This is a genomic window from Bacillus sp. SG20033 (assembly GCF_044570195.1).
Taxonomy (GTDB): domain Bacteria; phylum Bacillota; class Bacilli; order Bacillales; family Bacillaceae; genus Bacillus; species Bacillus subtilis.
Map to the genome: position 1 here is coordinate 2,722,242 of NZ_CP172606.1, position 18,916 is coordinate 2,741,157.

The window sequence follows — 18,916 nt, forward strand, 5'->3', positions numbered from 1 at the left end:
CCTTTTCTTAAATTAATGAACGCCGAACAAATACATGAACGCCTTTTGGCGCGTATGCAGTTACCTTTTTATCGGCGTCATGGACAGTAACCCAGCCTAACCCAGAGAAAACGATATCTGTCTTTTTGTCTTTTATCGTAAACGTATGGGCGACCAATTCAGGAAACTCATCCATTTCATCTTTACCCGGAGGTGTGAGCAATTCCCCTGCATGCTTTTCATAAAGCGCGTCTGCATTTTCAAGTTTTGTTCTATGAATCATCAGCTCATTCGGCATATAGCAAATAAAAGGAGATCTTTCCCCAGACACATAATCAAACCTTGCAAGTCCGCCAAAATACAGTGTTTGCTGATCATTAAGCTGGAATGTGCGAGGCTTCAGCTCCTTTTTAGGAGATAATATTTTCAGATCCTTTTTATTGACATAATGCGCCATTTGATGGTTGTTGATAATTCCCGGTGTATCATAAAGCGATGAACCGTCATCCAGCGGGATTTCAATCGCATCAAGGGTTGTGCCAGGAAATTGGGATGTTGTAATAATATCTTCTTCACCTGACACTTCTTTAATAATCCGGTTAATAAAGGTTGACTTTCCTACATTTGTACATCCGACAACATAGACGTCTTTTCCGTTGCGGTAATGCTCAATCGCGTCAATTACTTCTCTTATTCCCTGGCCGCGTCCCGCACTGACCAAAAATACGTCAACCGGTTTTAAGCCAAGCTCTTTCGCTTCACGCTTCATCCATTGGATCAGACGCTCTCTTTTCAGTGACTTAGGCAAAATATCCGCTTTATTGCCAACTAATAAGATAGGGTTTCCCCCCACCAAGCGCTGCAGCCCATTAATCCAGCTGCCGTTAAAATCAAAAATATCAACAATTTTTACGACAAGAGAGTCCGTTTCTCCAATACCGTGAAGAATGTTCAAAAAATCATCATCAGTTAAGGAGACATCTTGTATTTCATTATAGTTTTTCAGTCTGAAGCAACGCTGGCAAATCACATTTTCTTTCGTAAGCGATGCAGGCGGCGCGTACCCCAAACCTGTTTTGTCCTCGGTTTGGATCGTAACTCCGCACCCGATACAAACAACCTTTTCCATTTCTTACTCCTCCCACTGAATGTGCCCTTTTCGTTTGAGAGCACTCAGTATTCTGCGTTCGACCTGGCGGTTAAAGCGCGTAATGAATCCGTCAGAGGAAGCGACTGGCACGACCAAAATGGTATGGTAGCCGTTTCGGTTTCCCCCGAGTACATCGGTCAGCAGCTGGTCTCCAATGACAACGCAGTCCTCTTTTTTCAGCTCCATATTGCGCACCGCTCTATTAAAGGCTTTACCCATCGGTTTTCTTGCTTTATAGATGAATGGGATTCCAAGCGGTTCTGAGAAAAGTTTCACTCTTCTTTCGTTATTATTAGAGACAATTGTCACTTTAATGCCGTGTTCCTTCATTTCTTCAAACCACTCGATCAATCGCGGCGTCGCATTCGGTCTGTCCCATTCAACAAGCGTATTATCCAGGTCAGTAATAATCCCTTTTACATTTCGTTCCTTTAATTTCTCAGGTGTAATATGAAAAATATTTTTTACAAACTCGTCAGGTAAAAAAAACTTTTTTAACAAAACCCGCACCCTTCCCTTTTTCTATCTTTCAAAATGATTGTCGAAAAAAATCGAACTTGCGCCTAAAGAAAAACTGAGCAAAAAAATTTCGACAAAAATTGGGTTTCTTCACCAGGTGTGGATAAATTTACACACACTATCCACTCTTATTACATCACTCTTTAGACAAATTATAAACACGATACTCACAAGTTATCCACTTTTTGGTGTGGATAACAGAACGATTGTTCTTATATGCATTTCATGGTAGATTAAAGATAACTTCAACCTCAGATGAACGCAACTTATCATTGTATGCGTTAAAATCATGAATGATTCCAACTTTTAAGGAGGTGCCTCTCCCATTAATTGGGTTCCTAGCATGAGAAAACTGTCTGATGAATTACTAATAGAATCTTATTTCAAAGCCACCGAAATGAATTTAAACCGTGACTTTATCGAGTTAATTGAAAACGAAATAAAAAGAAGATCGCTCGGACATATTATTTCCGTATCTTCTTAATAGGAATTTGTCTATTTTTTCCGGGCGTATTTCCTTTTTTTACTCAGATGACTGATATTATATCACTTTGGCTGCGCGCTTTACTACTATTTTCAGCAAAAAACACCCCTAAAAAGAGGTGTTTTAAAGGGCCGGTTATTATGCTAACCAGTATATCCCGCCCACAACCAGGAGAACAACAACTAAAACAACAATAAAAGCGTATCCATATGCTCTGCCTGCGCCATACATGTGAAGCGCCTCCTTAATAAGGTTTTATAACAGCCTATGTAGGAGAAATAAATCGGACTAGGCGGTTGTCCGGCTCAACGCTGCAGGATCTGCCCATCTTGTATTCCTTCATATACGATCCTTGCCCCTTTAGGTGTCATATGATTTCCAGAAGGATCTATTAAACCAGATTGGATAAGCGCTTCATCAGTTGCTTTTCCGCCGTCTGCTTCTATAAAATGCTTCCAGTTATCTACAAGAGGGACATCCAGGCGCTTCGACACATCTCTTGTAATATCGTTATATGAGTTGTGCCATTTCCTTGCTCCGCCTTTTGGTTCAAAAGCAGCTGCTTGATATCTGGAATAGTAAAACAGATGATGCTTCCCATTACCTTCTATAATTGGGATACATGTCATTAAGATAGGCTTGATTCCGTGTTTTCTGCTTTCTTCAATAAAATAAACCAGATTTTCTCTAAAACGCTGCTTCGACACTCTCGGTTTCCCCTCAGTCAGTATGGCAGCGTCATTGGTGCCGAACATAATAAACAAATACTTCGGTTTTTGATCCAGCACATCTGTCTGAAATCGGAGACGGGCATCCTCCGTCGTCTGTCCGCCGATTCCCGCATTGAGTATATCAAGGTTACCGCGCTCAGCTGTTTTTAATATATTGACCCACTGCTGTGCTTTTGGATAATCGCGATAATCCCAATTAGAGCCACGCGTATTGCTGTCACCAAATGCTACAACGTCTTCGTATCCCCTTCCCTCGCATCCTGCTGTAACGAACAGCAGAAGGAAAAGGATGATAAAATGTTTCATCTTTACACCCCCAAAAGCCTCACCTTAATGTTATACCTCTGTTTCTCTTCGTTCAATGAAGAGTTTTTCGCTATCACTGTTTTTTCCTATAGTTAACGTGTCCCCCTCAGTGAATATCATTCTGCTTTCATTGCGGCGCAGCTGATGATTTTTTAAAATTCCCTTCTTTCCAATCTGAAAAACACACAAACCAAAGAAAAGAAAATAACCTGAATCCGCACCGGAAACAGGTTATCCGTTAAATCCTGCATTTACTTTAACTTCGATTTAAGCTTGGCCTTTGTTTTTGGCCCATAAATCCCGTCTGCAGTTAATCCGTTCATGAGCTGAAAACGCTTGACGGCATTCGCTGTTTTCGGTCCGTAAACTCCATCTATGCCATTGTTTTTGGCTCCCTTATCAGGGTAAAAGTGAAGTGCAGCTAAAGCCTTTTGCAGCTGGAGAATGTTTGTGCCCTTTCGATAAGGCGAAGTGAGCTTTATAACCCCAGACGGCAGAGGATATGATGGTGAAGATTCTTTTGGAGGTGTATCCGAGGAAGAAATTCCGTTTAGAAAAGAGTTCCAGTGGTCCAAGAGTTTCCGCGGACATTCTTTCCCGGACCATTTTTTGTGGGGAACAACACGATGTAACGGAATATTGTTTTCCTTCATCAGCTTTCTGATCAGCCACTGGGCATTTGATGTTGCTATTTCAAAATCGCCGTCAGCATTTTCACAGATTTCAATCCCGATCGATTTGCGGTTTCCTGTCCCGTTTGTACCGTCTCCCGCATGCCAGCCGTTTTCATCTATCGGGAGATGCTGATAAATGACTGAATCGTCAACTGTAAAATGCCAGCTTTCGGATGTGCTCGGGTTTTTCACAAAATTGGCGTGCATTTTCGCATCAGCGCCTTTTGCTGTATTCGCTGTATTATGCACCGTAATATAAGCAGGCGTCATCGCATAGCCAGGACGATTATCATTTGATACCGGTATAAAATCCTTTTTTATGGTTACCATTTCTATCCCTCCCTATTAATAAGAATGCAGAAAACAGAGAGATGGACAGCCTTTTTTATAAGGTTAAAAAGAATTGTGTTCTCAACCTGGTTTTCAGTTGAACCGCTGAAATGGCACCAGTTATACTAATTTAGATGACGGAGGTTTTGACTCCTGACATCACCTAAGTTGGGAGTGACCATAGACATGTTAAAAAAAGTAATAGGTATACTTGTGATTATTGCTATCATTTCAGTTGGTTTTTTTCAGAAAGAAGCTTGGCTTGATGCAATCAAAGAAGGAGGGATGTTTTCCGTTTTATTTAGTATGCTGCTGATTGCTGCCGATGTTTTTTTCCCAATAGTGCCGTTTGCTTTGGTTGCTGCTTTAAATGGCGCAGTGTTCGGGACTGCAAATGGAATTTGGATTACACTGACCGGCTCAATGCTTGGTACTATATTGCTGTTTTTTCTCGCCAGGTACAGTTTTAGAGATTGGGCCAGAAAAAAAGTTCAGGCCTACCCTGCCATACAAAGCTACGAGGCTTCCTTCAACAAAAACGCTTTTACCGCTGTTTTATTAGGAAGGCTGATACCAGTCATACCTTCCCTTATAATGAATGTGATCTGCGGGCTGAGCCAGGTTCGCTGGCATGTTTTTTTCTTTGCGTCTTTAATAGGGAAAATCCCCAATATTGTTGTTGTCACTATTGCAGGTGCCAATTTCACCAGCAATAAATTATTGTCTATCAGCATTTACGGTACATATATTCTGATCATCATGCTGGTCATTTATAAAAAGTTCCCTCATCTTCTGAAGGTGCCAAAAAAATAAGGAGGCTTGTTGGCCCCCTTACTTTTTTTCTGTCGCATGGCCTCCAAATTCATTTCGAAGCGCAGCAACCACCTTTCCTGTAAACGTATCGTCTGTTAAAGAACGGTATCTCATCATTAGTGACATGGCGATGACCGGCGTTGCCGTCTGCAGATCAAGCGCGGTTTCCACCGTCCATTTTCCTTCACCTGAGGAATGCATAATGCCCTTGATCTGATCCAGTTTCGCATCCTTAGCGAAAGCTCGCTCAGTCAGTCCCATAAGCCAAGAACGAATGACAGAACCATGATTCCACACTCTGGCAACCTTCTCGTAGTCAAAATCAAATTGGCTGTTTTCAAGCACTTCGAATCCTTCACCAATCGCGGCCATCATTCCATACTCAATTCCATTATGGATCATTTTTAAAAAATGTCCGCTTCCCGCTTCACCAGCGTATAGATAACCATTTTCGACGGAAGTATCACGAAAAAGCGGTTCCACAATCTCCCATGCTTCATGATCGCCCCCCACCATAAAACAGGCTCCATGCCGTGCGCCTTCCATTCCGCCCGACGTTCCGGCATCGAGATAATGGATACCCGCTTCTTTCATTTGATTGTAGCGGCGAATTGATTCTTTATAATGAGAGTTTCCAGCTTCGATAATCATATCGCCTTTACTTAATAAAGGTGATACATCACGCAAAACAGCATCGACAATGCCATGCGGTACCATAACCCATAGGATACGCGGCGGGTCTAATAAAGAAATGAACTCTTTAAGATTCGTTGTCCCCTCAGCCCCGTATGCTTTCAGTTCATCAACAGCCGCTTGATTTACATCATATCCAACCGCTTGATGATTGCGGTCAATGAATTGCTTTCCTATGTTTATGCCCATTTTCCCTAAGCCGATTAATCCGATTTTCATATCTGTTCCTCCTGATTGTCTAAAAAGCCTTTACTCTTTATGTTCCCTTTGGACTGTATTGTGATACGCAGAAAACAAATGGGGCTTACATCGTCTGCGCATGTAAATTTTATTTTTCATGGGCCGACTGCTCCTGCCAGTTCTATTACTGAACCTCTTTATATCCATAATTATCACTTTATCCTTGATTTACCATCAGTTTAAGTTAAAATATGGGAAGGAATTCGATTTTTTTCAGTAAAAAGAAGGTGACATGTTGCAGAATCAATCTCATACTCTTATTGGAGTTACGAAAACCGCTGTATTCTTTTTATACGCTGCACTTGCAATCATCGGTTTTGCAATCGGGTATTTTATTCCGCAGATTGCGAAATGGGCATTATCCCTCCCCTGGATCCCTCTTGAAGGACCGCTTCGGCTCATTACCTCTTTTCAGGGATCTACAGCTTCATTTATCACTGCTCTTCTCGGTATGTGTGCGGGGATTTGGTTCGCTTATTCTGTTATTGCAATGCTGCTGTCTGTCAAAATTACAGATCACACAGTGGAATTCATCAAAGGAAAAAAAGTACAAACAATTCATTCCGATGACATCGCTCTTGTATTTATGGATCACAAACGGCTTGTCCTCCTGGGAACAGCCGGATATGAATTGGTACGGGAAGAAATTGATGAAAAACCAGTAAACGTTGAGAAGGCCTTTAGACAGCACCATTACGAATGGGCAGCAGATGGTGATCCGTTTAAAGATCAATTTCGCCGATGGATTCCTGATGCACCAGACCTATCGCAAGGCGCCCATGCCTTATTAAAAGCTCGTCACAAAGCGCTGCAGGACGAAGAAAAAGACGATATTGAAGAATTCCGTCTCGAACTGGCACAGCTGGGCATCGTTGTACGGGACGAAGGCACACGCCAATATTGGCGAAAAGCAGAAACCTATCCCCCGAAAATTCAGCTCGGCGAAGGATTGTAACAACAGAGGCTCAAGAAAGAGCCTCTTCTTTATTACTGCACAATAAACAGCACTCTGGTGCCGTCAGGATAGCTGCTCATTTGATTCCCTACCCACGAGCCGGCGCCGCGATTATCAGAAGGCGTCACATATCGGACATCAGCCCCTGCGCCGCCTTCCTCGCAGACCGCCATCGGCCACTCATCCCGGTCATAGCCCGGCTTGGTCGGGATTCCCTTTAAAATTCCTCCCGCCTTTTGTCTGCTCCATCTCTGTCAATGGTACAAATATCTGGATGTCCCTCTGCAATCGCATCCCTAATATGACTGCCGGTTTCCGGATAACGAGACAGCGGAAAATATAACACTTTGTCATACGAAGATGCGCCTTGGATCTGCTGCGGAACCATTAAACAAAGAAGAACTGCTGCAGCAAGAAACAGGCCTGCCATCCATTTTTTCATTCCCATCCCCCCATACCTTTGTTCATTTCAATGTATGGGCGCTTGATAAAGATTATTTTTAACATTTGAAGTTAGTATGCTGCTTACAAAAGCCGGACTCCCCCGCGAGAAATTTCCCGGTACAGACACAGACAGCCTCCCGGTCACATACATTTACATATAGGCTTTTGCCTACATACTTTTGTGGAGGTGACGATGGTGACAGGTGTTTTCGCAGCGCTCGGCTTTGTTGTTAAAGAGCTTGTCTTTTTAGTATCTTACGTGAAAAACAATGCCTTTCCACAACCGCTCTCAAGCAGCGAAGAAAAAAAATACTTAGAGCTCATGGCTAAAGGGGATGAACATGCCAGAAACATGCTGATTGAGCATAATCTGCGCTTGGTCGCCCATATTGTAAAAAAATTCGAAAATACAGGTGAGGATGCAGAGGACTTAATCTCCATCGGAACGATCGGGCTGATAAAAGGAATTGAAAGCTATTCCGCTGGTAAAGGGACAAAGCTGGCGACGTATGCTGCGAGGTGTATTGAAAATGAGATTGTTATTCCAAAAGGGGGGTGCAAAACCTTATACGAATATTAAATCTAAATAATCACCATGCCCACGTATAAGTTCCACATCATTTTTTGAAGAAATCCAAAAGTAATGAAATGTTAATCCTTCCTCTTCACCGCCACCTGTTGGATTGTAATCCCAACATTCTGGAGCATCTAATACATTGATTCTATAAAAAAATCTATTGTGAACAGCTCCATCGTCATTCTCCCAGAAGTCTTCTGCTATAAGCTTTTCTACCTCAAAGTTTTTCAAGCCTGTTTCTTCTTCAATTTCCCTTATAACTGCGTTATATGTATGTTCATCATGTTTCACGGTACCTTTAGGTATTTGAATCCCAGCTTCTTTGATTGGATGTTGAAAAACTAAGACCTGAGTTTTTCCACCTTTATCTCTTGTAACATAACCATAGGCTTTTTTAATTGGATTCAAATGTACTCCCCCTATTAAACTTGTCCATTTATTTGGTGTAGAGGAGCTTCAAAATGTAATCTCCTCTTTAATAAGTCTCAATATATACGGTGTCAGAATCCACAACGGTAACTTCTTTCACGATAAAGTTAACAATTGTTTTTTTATCTTCAAGAGTTAAGTTATCTGCACCGATTGATTGAAAATAATCAATGGCTCTCTTTAGAGCATTTTCACTTGAGCTTGTATCATCTAATACTTTCATTTTTGATTGAATTTCGTTACACTTTTCAGTAAGCTGATTTTGCTTTTTTTGCAGTTCAATAATTTGTGCTTTGATTTCATCTATGTCTAAATCATCGTCATCGCTTAGGCTGATTAGCGTTAAAAGACGCTTGCGGCCTTTTTTTGTTTTCTCTATCTCTTTTTGAATAAGTTCTAATTCATCAGACAGGTGATTTGATTGTTCAATCTCTTTAAAAGAAGCATATTTTTGAGGATTGGTGATAAATTTAAAAATCTCACCCCATACATGCCGGTTCAATTTATTCTCAGACATTTCTTTTCCGCAGCCGCGGTCCTTTGCTCCTGAATAATTTTTCCGACAAGTATACACATAGTAGTCTTTACCGTGTGATTTTCTTTTCTTGCCTGTCATGGTATTTCCGCATTTCCCACATCTAACCAAACCCGATAACAAGTAATTGTGAGGGCTAATACTCAAGTGCTTTCGTTTACTTTGGCCTAAAAGCTCTTGAGCATAATCCCATTGTTCAGCTGGAACAATTGCTGGAATTGCCACAGTGATTTGTTCTTCTTCAGGCCTTATTTTAATTATAGATTTGTTCCCTGCCTGCTTTGAAACATAGGAACCCTCTGTATCATATTTATACTGTCTATGTTCACCCTTATAGGAAGAGTTCATTAATATTTGCCGAACAACCTGCCTGTGCCATACTTTGGCGCCTTTTTTTGTTTTAACCCCCATCTGGGTTAAATGTAGGGCAATACCATTTACTCTGCCAAAAAAAGGGCTCTTATGATCAGTGAAGTAGTTGAAAATCATCCGAATAATTTTTGCTTCCTCTTCAAATATCTCAAGAGTTCTTTTCTCTTTAACAAATTTATAGCCATATAGTTTGGAATCTTTAATAATCATGCCTTTTTTCATTTTTTGAAGTCGGCCGCTTGATGTCCGTTCTTTGATTTTGGCTTTTTCAAATTCTGAGATTGCTCCACGCATAGCGAAAAATAATTGACCTTCAGGAGAATTGGCGTACTCACCATTTACAAAAATCAAGGGTATGTTTCGCTTTCGCAGTTCATCATCAATGATAAGCTGATTCATTAATTTCCGAGAAAGACGGTCAGGATCGTAACAAATAACTTGACTTATAAGCCCTTTGCTTGCATCCTCCCTCAAGCGATTCAAAGCCGGACGTTCTAAAAGTTCTCCAGAAAATCCTTCATCTGCATACTTCAGTACATCCTTAGTCCCTGCTTTCTTTATGCAGGCCTCGATTTGGCTGTCGATGCTCGATCCCTTGATCGCTTGTTCCTCGGTCGATACCCTTACATATATTGCTATCACCCTGGATCTCCTTCCTATAAAGTTTTATTAAATAATGATAGCAATCGTTAATGCATTTGTCAGCTTGCCGTCCCTCGATGATTATTACCTTCATAAAATGCATCACCCCTTGGGTAATGCTATGTAACAGCTGTTTGTCCAAATGAGGATATTTTAAATTAAACTACAGTAAATATGAGAGCAAATAAGAAATAACACCGAAGATGAAATAATCGGTGTTTTGTTTATATACTCAGTATAGATATTCACACTGGATAATCTTAATCCTTTCTACTACACTAATTACTATGAATGATAATTGGCTGTTTGGTTAAACCTTTCATGAACCCACAGATAATTTCACCATTTATATACAAAATCAAATAAATCCTTCAACCTAGGAAATTTCTCTAATTCTTCTCGGTTTTCCATAAGATCATTTATCCTTTTCCAAGTTCGAAAGGGTTTATCTTTTGAAGGAATCTTAGTCCCCTTCTCCCAAAGGAGATTTTCTAGGGTATCTTCAACTAAGAAAATTTGTTCTCCATCAGCTGCAATTCTAATCTGTTCATTAGCCTTATAAGGGTCTATGCCCCTAATAGACTCCAATTCTTCATCTGTCCTATCCTTTCTGTCGCAATCATGTACGATCCTAAATGGAATTTTAAATGCTTTTAGCAATTTTGCAAAAGGCACAATAGTCCATTTTCCTCCACAAGAAACAATTGTTGTAGTATTAAATACTTCCTCAGATATTTCATAATGTTCATGAACCCTTAATCTATGATTAAATAAACTTTTTTCAGTATCGCCCTCAACTAAAACAACTCTTTTTGCAAAGAAAGCTTGATTAACTGTAGGGTGAAAATCCAAAGAAGCTCTTAGAGCATTTTTTTCACTTTTTATATTGATACCCTTTTCAAAAGGATCTTGTTTTAACTGATTGATATATGGGGCTTCACTTGAATTTTTTCTATTTAAAATAGCTAGTGACATTGGATTTTCTACGACATCAATCAAAAAAGGAGAATGAGTGCTGATTAATACTTGCCACTGGGTTTGCTTTGATATATATTTCAATGCATTTTTCAATCTAATCATTAAATGAGGATGAAGGTACAATTCAGGTTCTTCAAAGAGTAAAATTGTAGACCTAATCATTTCTTCTGAAGTATTCTTTGAAGAATGGTTAGCAAGAACTTCAATTAAGGCAAATATTAAGGCCCTCTGAGAGCCATGTCCCTGTCTTTCAATCGTTGTCTCCACGCCATCGTCCATTAATAGGGTTGTATAATTTCCAACGAATTTATTTGTATCGGGAGTGGACATTGCAAACTTTATCTTAGATTCAATGATTGAAGACATTCTATTTGAAATATCGTTGGTCAATTGACTGATAATCGGTGTCTCTTCTTCTAATTCACCGGATAATTTTTTAGAAAGGAGTTCAACATTTTCCATCAGGTTTCTATATTCGTTCATATTTTGAATAGCAGGTAAGATTATTTGTTTTAAAAGTGTACCAAAAATCGTAGTATTGGTTGGTTTTAGTTCATCTGAAGCATCTTTAACAGCTGGGATTATTACTGCATTAGGCAAAGCCTGCTTTAAAGCTGGGGCAATACTAATATTTTCAGAAGTCCAATCCTCTTCAGAGAGAGTCACTAACTCTGGATTTGTTTGTTTTATCTCCTCTTTAACTCTTTCTCTATTCGCTTTCGTCCTCCATTTTGTTCCGTCAATTCCTAATGAAGTAGCTATTTGTTTGATTGTATGCGAATTCTCGCTCCACTTCTCCTGAAATCCATTAATTTCGTATTGTTTTATGTATGCTTCATAGAAACTTTCCACCTTGCCATCTTTTAAACTAGCCCTTAGCCGAAGTTTTATTTTACCATCATTCACCAACCCCGCAACACCAGGAGTATCCCTTTCCCAGTCTAAGATATTATCAAATATACCTTCTATTATTATTTCTTCATTTTCAAAACCTTTTCTCCACTCATCAATACTAGGTTTAGATTGGTTTAGAAAAATTTCAATTGCTCGTATTAATGAAGATTTTCCACAGTTGTTAGGCCCTATTAAACTTGTAAAGTCAAATAAATCAACTTCTATTTTTTCTATACTTCTAAAATTACTGACGCTTAAATATGAAAGATTTATAATCGCCAACCCCTATCCCTATTTTTTTACACAACCATTATAAATTTCTGCAAAAAATGCCATTTCCCTTCACAAAAACAGTTAATTAGATGTGTTTTTTCTATAAAAAATGAGTGATTCGATAGAATCACTCATTAATATGTCTTTATGTCTATTGATCCTTCATCTAGTTAATGGATAGAGAACAAGATGATGCGATATAATCGCCGATATCCTCTCTCTTTAAATAAGTGAATACTATGGACAGATTAAATCTTTGATGCACAGGGATTCAGATCGTGTGAGGAATTGACTCACCCACTAGGTCCTCTTTATAGTGGAAGTATATAGTCAGTTAAAAAAACCTAATATTTCCATAAATTTCAGTCCTTCATTACATCTATTTGGCCCAAAATCGTCAAAAGCGCAGCATTTAAGGAAGACTCTCCTCTTTATGCATACTCGATCTACGGCAATTTTGCAACAAACATTTGAAGCCCTTTCTACATCTACAATGTGATTAAAAGTTAAGATGCTACTATCCATACTTTCAATGAAATTTGATTAATTATCACCAAGTGATAAGTTAATCATTCAGATAATTTGATTATGAGTTTTCATCCACCCTTAAGATTCAAAGCGGACGTTCAGACAATATTAGCCCTTGGGTAATGCTATGTAGTAACTGTTTGTCCTGATGATTTAATAACATCAGATATTTAGTAACCGAATAAAAATTATTACTAGTCTCCCCAATTTATAAAAGAAACGGGGTTTTAAATCACAAATAATTAACCGCATTCTATAACGCAGTTGACTATCAATATTAATTGAACCTCGTCTAAAAATTGGTCAATTCATTAAAAAACAAAAAATGTTGGAAGTTGATTTCTATCTGGATGAAAGGACATCCTCCATCAATGGTATGCCCTTTCAAGAATTATATAAATATTGTTTCTCAGATACTAATATAGATCTACCTGATGGATTTCTCAATATTTAGTAAAGAATCAGTTCTTAAAATTGATTAATTCCTTATAGAGATTTAACACTTCCAATTTCTTCTTGATATGTGAGGATTTTTTGAAAATTCCCATCAATTTTCTTGTTTTTATTAAGAAGTAGTTGCCTGTCTTTTTCATTTTTATAGGAAATTTCTTTTGAACCCCATAATCCCCAAATCAACTTATACCCCTTTTCTTCAAGAAATCTATTCAACAAATCCATTCTCAAATAAGTGAATTTTTGTCTATTATTGAAAGAACTTCTGAATGATACTGTTTTCGAGGCTTTTTTTCCGTTCTTTTCATATAAATCTAATGTTTGTGGTTGACTTACCAATTGAAATGCTCTGGCAATTTCTTTACAAGGTACCAATTCGGTGTGATTGGAAATCACTTCACTATCAATATCGCAATTATATTCCCTGACAGGTAAGAGAACCTGGAAATCCTCTTTTTCTAATTTGACAACATTTTTTTCGATTATCTCTTTTTCAATTCTAGCTCCATACTCTTCAAAGTTTATCTCTTCTTCTTGTAAAGTGTCTATGCCCCCAATATCATAAGAGATATAAGAAAGAAGTCCAATCTTCTCTTCTTCACATAGTCTTTTTATAAACTCACGTTCTTCAATCGGAGATAACTTTTTCTCGTCCTTGAGTAAGACTTTTTCTTCTGTCTTTATCAATTCGTTTTTTTTGATCTCAAATTCTAAAAGAGAATAATTATTTTCACTAAAAGTATCAGCCCAAGGGATTTCACCTGCATATAAGTTCTGATCATGAGGTATTTCAGGTAACCATCTTCCTGCTAAAGATTGCTCTTTTAATAAAGTAGTAATTCTTTCAAAGTCCTTATTCGTAACAAGTAGGCCCCTTGGAAAGAAAAAGCATTTTCTCGTTTCATCGTTATTAAAATCAGAGAAAAAACCATCTAATAAAACCCAAGGGCCATTTTCACCATTTATCTCATCCATTATTAAGTATTCATTAAAATCTGGTGAAGTTTCATCAGCCAACCACTCTTCAATCGGGAGATTATCAAAAAAGTAATCTTTTGTCACGATTCGAAAATTAGGTATTTCATCCAGAAAACTTGGATCTATATCCAGTTCAGAAATTCGATCATTATCTAAATACCAGTGGTTATCTAATAACCCTTGATCAACCCGATAACCAGCCATCTCAAAAAAAGCAATCCAAGAGTATTTCTTCCCATAACGATCTGTCTTACTCCCCTCCTCTGTAATATCATAACGATAATTGCTATTTTCAATAGCATTATCAATATCCTCAAATAATTCACTTGAATATCCCAGGTTATAAATTCGCCAAGATATTTGTGCTCTAACCTTTTTGTAATCGTCATGCTCATAATCATAATTCGGCCGATTTTTGATCAGCCTACCAATAGTATAATTTCCAAAGTCCATTCTAATTGGATTGATACTATCGATACTTTTTCCTTCTTCAATAGATCCCCAATTAAATTTAACTCTATTTGTGTATGGCGGTTTGATGTTTTCTTTTTCGATTTCATTTAATAATGTAGGATTATGTACTAATGCTATTTCTATAAATCTTCTCCCATAATCCCTTGCTAAAATATGCGTTGTGAAATATTCGGCATCTTCAGCAAACATACACTTGTATAATCCTTTAGCTAACTCAGGAAGAATTTCCAATCTAAAACCATCATCATGAAAGTCACTCTGATTAGCCATTGCAACCCCATACAATGCCGCCAACATACGTTCTGAAACATATGGATCATTTATATTCAAAGACTTAAGAAATAACGAAAAAAGTTCCTTAGGAAACGTTCTGCCAAAATAATAGAGAGCCCGAGTAGCTTTATCCCTAAGATGTCTAACTGTACTTGTTAATGTCCACATAGTATACTCAGCTGACAAATTCAAGTATTCAATCATATAGATATCTAGATTTTTGATTCCTTTTTTTGACTGACTCTCTAGTACATCAAACGTATCTGTGATATTAAACTGACTTGTTCTTAAGTGCTCACTCCATGAGACATCGCGATCAGCCATATTTAATTGATTTAATAAACTAGCCCAAAAATGAAAATTTAACGGATGTCTAACATGTCTAAAAGTTTTTTCAGCTAAACTAAAAAAATTTATTCGGTTAGATGGTTTTGAAAAGTAATTTAAAATTAAACGCTTAGATTTATCATTTATAATCTCTGGTGACATTTCAAACAATGATTTAATTGTGAGATTTACTGTCAATTTATTTTCAATGTAGTCAATAATGTATTTGCCTTGATAAACCGGCAATAATGCTGCAATACACCTAGAAATGTCCTCATGTAAAGGGTGCCTATTCCGTTTATCATCTCCGAAAAGACGTTTGATGGTATCAGAATCACTAAAAAAACTATCCATATTATTTTCATGCTTGTGGAGTAAATATTTAGCAATAACGTAACCACCTAACAAATCATAGGTAAATGTAATAACTTCTATATCTTCACCATGATTCCAATCCCTATATATTAACAAGTTTTCATCTATTAGATTTTTTTGGAAGGAGTCATTCCACTTTGGAGCTTGATTGTTTTCAAGGATTTCCTCGGCATGATCAATAGAAATGAATCTCGTATTTTGTTCCCATAAAGTATTTCCTAAATTATTAAGCTTATTTAATATGAGTTTACTTTTTGGGTTAAGATTTAAACTTTCACTAATGTTTTTATTACATTGTTTAAGATAAACGTCAAAAATGTCAAACACCGATTGCTCATTAATAAACACATGCTTATTCGATATTCTTTGCGGATTCTTAGTTTGGCAAAAGATTTGTAAGTAAAGTGGATGTCTAAAAACTTCAAGCGAAACAGAAGAAAAATCTGATTTTAGTTTATAATAATCAAAGTAAGTTTGTACTGCTTCCGTCAAGTTCTCGTTTGTAAAACCTATTAAATGAACACTATTTATTGGGTGTTTACCAAAGAGCGGTTCAATATACGTGCTTCTGCAAGTAGTTATAATACATATGTTTTCATAATTTGAGATTTCCTCAACCAATCCAACTAAACTATTTTTCACTACATCGATATCTCTTACTTCATTTAAACCGTCAATAAATATCGGGATTTTTGTTCTAAATGCTTTCCCAGCTACATCTAACGCTTTTAAAAAATCACTCCAACTATAATTCTTCGGGATGTCTAAAATAGCTAATATTTGTTCTGTTAATACTCTGCTGTCTACAATATTTTTTCCAGAGATAAATATAGCAGGCAAATTATTTTCAATTGTTTTACTTGTGACGTGAGCCGCAACGTGAGTCTTTCCATAACCTGCATCGCCAAAAATATACAAGTGGTTTGAGCGACTTTTGTTTATAGCATCAACAATATTTTTACTGTTATGAAGTAATCTCCATATCACATTTTGAACAATAAATTTATATTTATCTGCACCCTCAGATTCGCTTATATTGAGAAACGCCTTGTTTTCTGAATTACTTTTTTCTTGAATATCAGATATACAACTTTGTAGTCTTTCAAATACTTCATTAAACGGCAAAGAACTTTTTTTAGAATAACTGTCGCCTTCAAGAAATGAGATTTCCTCCTTTAAAAGACCCAGAAACTGGTAGGTTAAATCAATCATACTCTTAAAATCATGTAATAGCTCTTTATTACTTATAGATTGGATTGATTTAATTTCTTTAACGAATGATTCGCAATTCTCATTTAGATATTTTTTATACTCATCACTTAATAAAAGTGAACTGATCTCAAAGTCTACATCTGTTTGTGTATGGACTAATGGGTTATACTTCCCTTTTAGGTTAGATAATTGTTTCAAAACTTGAGTATTAAACCAATCAAAAGTTAATTCCAGCTCACCAAAAAAATAATTTCTCCTGCCCAAAAATTTTGGATCGCCCATAAAATGATTTATTTCTGTCTTTCCCCATAAATCTAAATCAATTTTTAATCCATTAGGTATGACTTCCCTTAATGTAGTATCAAACCATTTTTTTTCTCCAACAGTAAGATCCTGTGGAATACATAGATACCATTTTTTTAAATCCGGATGAACTTTTATTGCCTTTTCCAGAGAACCTTTTATACTTTGTTTTCGACTACTAATTGATAATGGACCGTCTAGGTAAAATTTCGCCTGCCAACCCCATTGTTCTCCATTCGGAAGTGTCATATAAAACTCTACTCCATCTCCCCCACCACTATCGTCTACAGATGTAAAAGTCCCTTTTTCATCAAATTCCAATCTAGCTATTTGATAACACAACTCTTCAAAACTTTTTTTTTGATCAGTTTCATATGCTTTTAATTTTGACCATTCAATCATACTCTTCCTCCAATTATTTAGTTTTATTGATAATTATAGCAATTATCTCTCCCTAATACTTGGAGAAGCATGTTTTTCATTTATTCAATTTGTTTATTCTTAAATCATCAAAAATTGATTAGGTTTAATTTAATCAGATACGAGTCGATCTAAAAAAAGTTATTGCGGTCTCACCGAAAATTTAAATTGCGGTGCCCTATTGCCTTTTTCTGCGAACGAAAACTTGTTAATATTTACATTACTAGTAGAGTTAAGGGAAGGGTGAATATCTTGATATCAATCACATCAGCTGAAGTGGGAATGAAGATTAATGAATGGCATAGGCATATTCAAAAATTCAACGTTACTGATGCTGAAATGTTAAAAGCTGAAATAGAACGTGATATAGAGGTTATGGAGGAAGATCAAGATTTGCTTATTTATTATCAATTGATGGCCTTTCGCCATAAAATTATGTTGGAATACACGCTGCCATCTGATGAAAACCGAATGGAACTTTCAGAATATTTAAAGAAAATAGAAGGACAAAAGAAAAAACTAGACAATATGCGGGCATATTATTATAACTTCTTCCGCGGGATGTATGAGTTTAGAAACGGTGAATACACAAAGGCCATTACATATTACAAAAAAGCTGAACGCAAAATTCCAACGATCTCCGACAAGATTGAAAAAGCTGAGTTTTATTTTAAGTTATCCGAAGTCTATTATCATATGAAAATGACTCATATCTCAATGCACTACGCTGAACTTTCATACAATATCTATAAAAAACATGAACTTTATTCTGTTCGGCGTATTCAGTGCCATTTTGTCATTGCCGGTAACTACGATGACCTTGAAAATCACGAAAAGGCTCTCCCTCACCTTCAAGAAGCTTTAAAAGGTGCCGAGTTGCTTAAAAGTAAAAATACTCACATCTATGCCACTGCATTTTTCAATCTCGGCAACTGCTATCACAAAATGGACAACTTAAATAAAGCTGCACGTTATATCGAACAAGCCTTGGTTCAATACAGAAAAATAAACTCTGACGTACTTCCGCAAGCTTATCATGATCTAGCATTGATTTATTTTAAACAAGGCAAAAAAGAACAGGCAATGGATTGCTTCCGCAAAGGAATCAGAAGTGCTGTAGATTTTAAAGACGAACTTTTTATGAACTTATTTGAAGCACTAGACGTTCTTTATATAAGAAATGGCGATACACCTAAACTCCTCAACATTTTTTCTCGTTTAGAGAACGGCAAAGGATACCCTTATCTGGAAGAGCTGGCATTGTTAGGAGGCAACCTTTTCGATTATAATGGAAAAATAGAGGATAGTATCATCTGTTTCAAGAAGATGGTATATGCTCAAAAGCAAATATCGAAAGGGGAATGCATGTATGAAATCTAAATTGTTTATCAGTTTATCCGCCGTTTTAATTGGACTTGCCTTTTTCGGATCTATGTCTAATGGCGAAATGAAGGAAGCATCCCGGAATGTAACTCTAGCACCTACTCATGAATTCCTTGTTTGATTCGATAAACAACATTAGTTCTGATTCCCTTTAGCCGTTTCCTAACGGCTT

14 protein-coding genes and 3 pseudogenes are annotated in these 18,916 nt (G+C 37.2%); 6 read left to right on the top strand and 11 right to left on the bottom strand.

Features of this window, described 5'->3' with window-relative positions:
* Positions 1-7: 7 nt before the first annotated feature.
* Positions 8-1,108: a ribosome biogenesis GTPase YqeH gene (gene yqeH / locus ACFVP7_RS14395; protein WP_003229966.1), complete on the bottom strand. Its 1,101-nt coding sequence runs from the start codon at positions 1,106-1,108 to the stop codon at positions 8-10.
* A gap of 3 nt (positions 1,109-1,111) precedes the next feature.
* The gene (locus ACFVP7_RS14400; protein ID WP_003226126.1) at positions 1,112-1,630 is read right to left on the bottom strand and encodes a YqeG family HAD IIIA-type phosphatase; all 519 of its coding nucleotides are present in this window, start codon (positions 1,628-1,630) and stop codon (positions 1,112-1,114) included.
* 361 nt (positions 1,631-1,991) lie between these two features.
* On the opposite strand from ACFVP7_RS14400, the gene ACFVP7_RS14405 reads away from it, so the two are divergent.
* The gene (locus ACFVP7_RS14405; protein ID WP_003226124.1) at positions 1,992-2,132 is read left to right on the top strand and encodes a sporulation histidine kinase inhibitor Sda; all 141 of its coding nucleotides are present in this window, start codon (positions 1,992-1,994) and stop codon (positions 2,130-2,132) included.
* 305 nt (positions 2,133-2,437) lie between these two features.
* Here ACFVP7_RS14405 and ACFVP7_RS14410 read toward each other — a convergent pair whose 3' ends face one another.
* Both ACFVP7_RS14410 and cwlH read right to left on the bottom strand, forming a co-directional pair.
* Positions 2,438-3,169 (bottom strand): SGNH/GDSL hydrolase family protein, encoded by a 732-nt coding sequence (locus ACFVP7_RS14410; protein WP_003229964.1) that lies wholly within the window; start codon positions 3,167-3,169, stop codon positions 2,438-2,440.
* A gap of 251 nt (positions 3,170-3,420) precedes the next feature.
* Complete coding sequence (gene cwlH / locus ACFVP7_RS14415; RefSeq protein WP_375059917.1) at positions 3,421-4,173, bottom strand: N-acetylmuramoyl-L-alanine amidase CwlH; 753 nt, start codon at positions 4,171-4,173, stop codon at positions 3,421-3,423.
* Between the two features lie 186 nt (positions 4,174-4,359).
* Between cwlH and ACFVP7_RS14420 the strand changes: the two genes are divergently transcribed.
* Complete coding sequence (locus tag ACFVP7_RS14420; protein WP_181217199.1) at positions 4,360-4,986, top strand: TVP38/TMEM64 family protein; 627 nt, start codon at positions 4,360-4,362, stop codon at positions 4,984-4,986.
* 18 nt (positions 4,987-5,004) lie between these two features.
* Here ACFVP7_RS14420 and gnd read toward each other — a convergent pair whose 3' ends face one another.
* Positions 5,005-5,898 carry a phosphogluconate dehydrogenase (NAD(+)-dependent, decarboxylating) gene (gnd, locus tag ACFVP7_RS14425; protein WP_396582351.1) on the bottom strand — a complete coding sequence of 298 codons (894 nt, stop codon included), beginning with the start codon at positions 5,896-5,898 and terminating at the stop codon, positions 5,005-5,007.
* Positions 5,899-6,151: 253 nt separating this feature from the next.
* Between gnd and ACFVP7_RS14430 the strand changes: the two genes are divergently transcribed.
* Positions 6,152-6,874, top strand: coding sequence for a DUF308 domain-containing protein (locus tag ACFVP7_RS14430; protein ID WP_396582353.1), 723 nt, complete (start codon positions 6,152-6,154; stop codon positions 6,872-6,874).
* A gap of 32 nt (positions 6,875-6,906) precedes the next feature.
* Here the strand turns inward: ACFVP7_RS14430 and nucB are convergent.
* Positions 6,907-7,316, bottom strand: a pseudogene (nucB, locus tag ACFVP7_RS14435) (sporulation-specific Dnase NucB).
* A gap of 195 nt (positions 7,317-7,511) precedes the next feature.
* On the opposite strand from nucB, the pseudogene ACFVP7_RS14440 reads away from it, so the two are divergent.
* Positions 7,512-7,862, top strand: a pseudogene (locus ACFVP7_RS14440) (sigma-70 family RNA polymerase sigma factor); the annotation flags it as partial.
* A 21-nt stretch (positions 7,863-7,883) separates the two neighbouring features.
* Here the strand turns inward: ACFVP7_RS14440 and ACFVP7_RS14445 are convergent.
* The 5 genes and pseudogenes from ACFVP7_RS14445 to ACFVP7_RS14465 all read right to left on the bottom strand — a co-directional run bounded on the left by ACFVP7_RS14445 (position 7,884) and on the right by ACFVP7_RS14465 (position 17,343).
* Positions 7,884-8,303 (bottom strand): NUDIX domain-containing protein, encoded by a 420-nt coding sequence (locus ACFVP7_RS14445; RefSeq protein WP_249849480.1) that lies wholly within the window; start codon positions 8,301-8,303, stop codon positions 7,884-7,886.
* Positions 8,304-8,370: 67 nt separating this feature from the next.
* Positions 8,371-9,831: a site-specific DNA recombinase SpoIVCA gene (gene spoIVCA, locus ACFVP7_RS14450; RefSeq protein ID WP_326196131.1), complete on the bottom strand. Its 1,461-nt coding sequence runs from the start codon at positions 9,829-9,831 to the stop codon at positions 8,371-8,373.
* Positions 9,789-9,967, bottom strand: a pseudogene (locus ACFVP7_RS14455) (hypothetical protein). Before ACFVP7_RS14455 ends, spoIVCA begins: the two are co-directional and overlap by 43 nt.
* Before the next feature lie 245 nt (positions 9,968-10,212).
* Positions 10,213-12,027 carry an ATP-dependent endonuclease gene (locus ACFVP7_RS14460; RefSeq protein ID WP_249849481.1) on the bottom strand — a complete coding sequence of 605 codons (1,815 nt, stop codon included), beginning with the start codon at positions 12,025-12,027 and terminating at the stop codon, positions 10,213-10,215.
* 1,005 nt (positions 12,028-13,032) lie between these two features.
* Positions 13,033-17,343 (bottom strand): NACHT domain-containing protein, encoded by a 4,311-nt coding sequence (locus tag ACFVP7_RS14465; RefSeq protein WP_396582356.1) that lies wholly within the window; start codon positions 17,341-17,343, stop codon positions 13,033-13,035.
* 270 nt (positions 17,344-17,613) lie between these two features.
* Between ACFVP7_RS14465 and rapE the strand changes: the two genes are divergently transcribed.
* Positions 17,614-18,741 carry a response regulator aspartate phosphatase RapE gene (rapE, locus tag ACFVP7_RS14470; RefSeq protein WP_249849483.1) on the top strand — a complete coding sequence of 376 codons (1,128 nt, stop codon included), beginning with the start codon at positions 17,614-17,616 and terminating at the stop codon, positions 18,739-18,741.
* The gene (gene phrE, locus ACFVP7_RS14475; protein WP_014114495.1) at positions 18,731-18,865 is read left to right on the top strand and encodes a phosphatase RapE inhibitor PhrE; all 135 of its coding nucleotides are present in this window, start codon (positions 18,731-18,733) and stop codon (positions 18,863-18,865) included. The genes rapE and phrE overlap by 11 nt, the downstream gene beginning before the upstream one ends.
* The last annotated feature ends 51 nt before the right edge of the window (positions 18,866-18,916 follow it).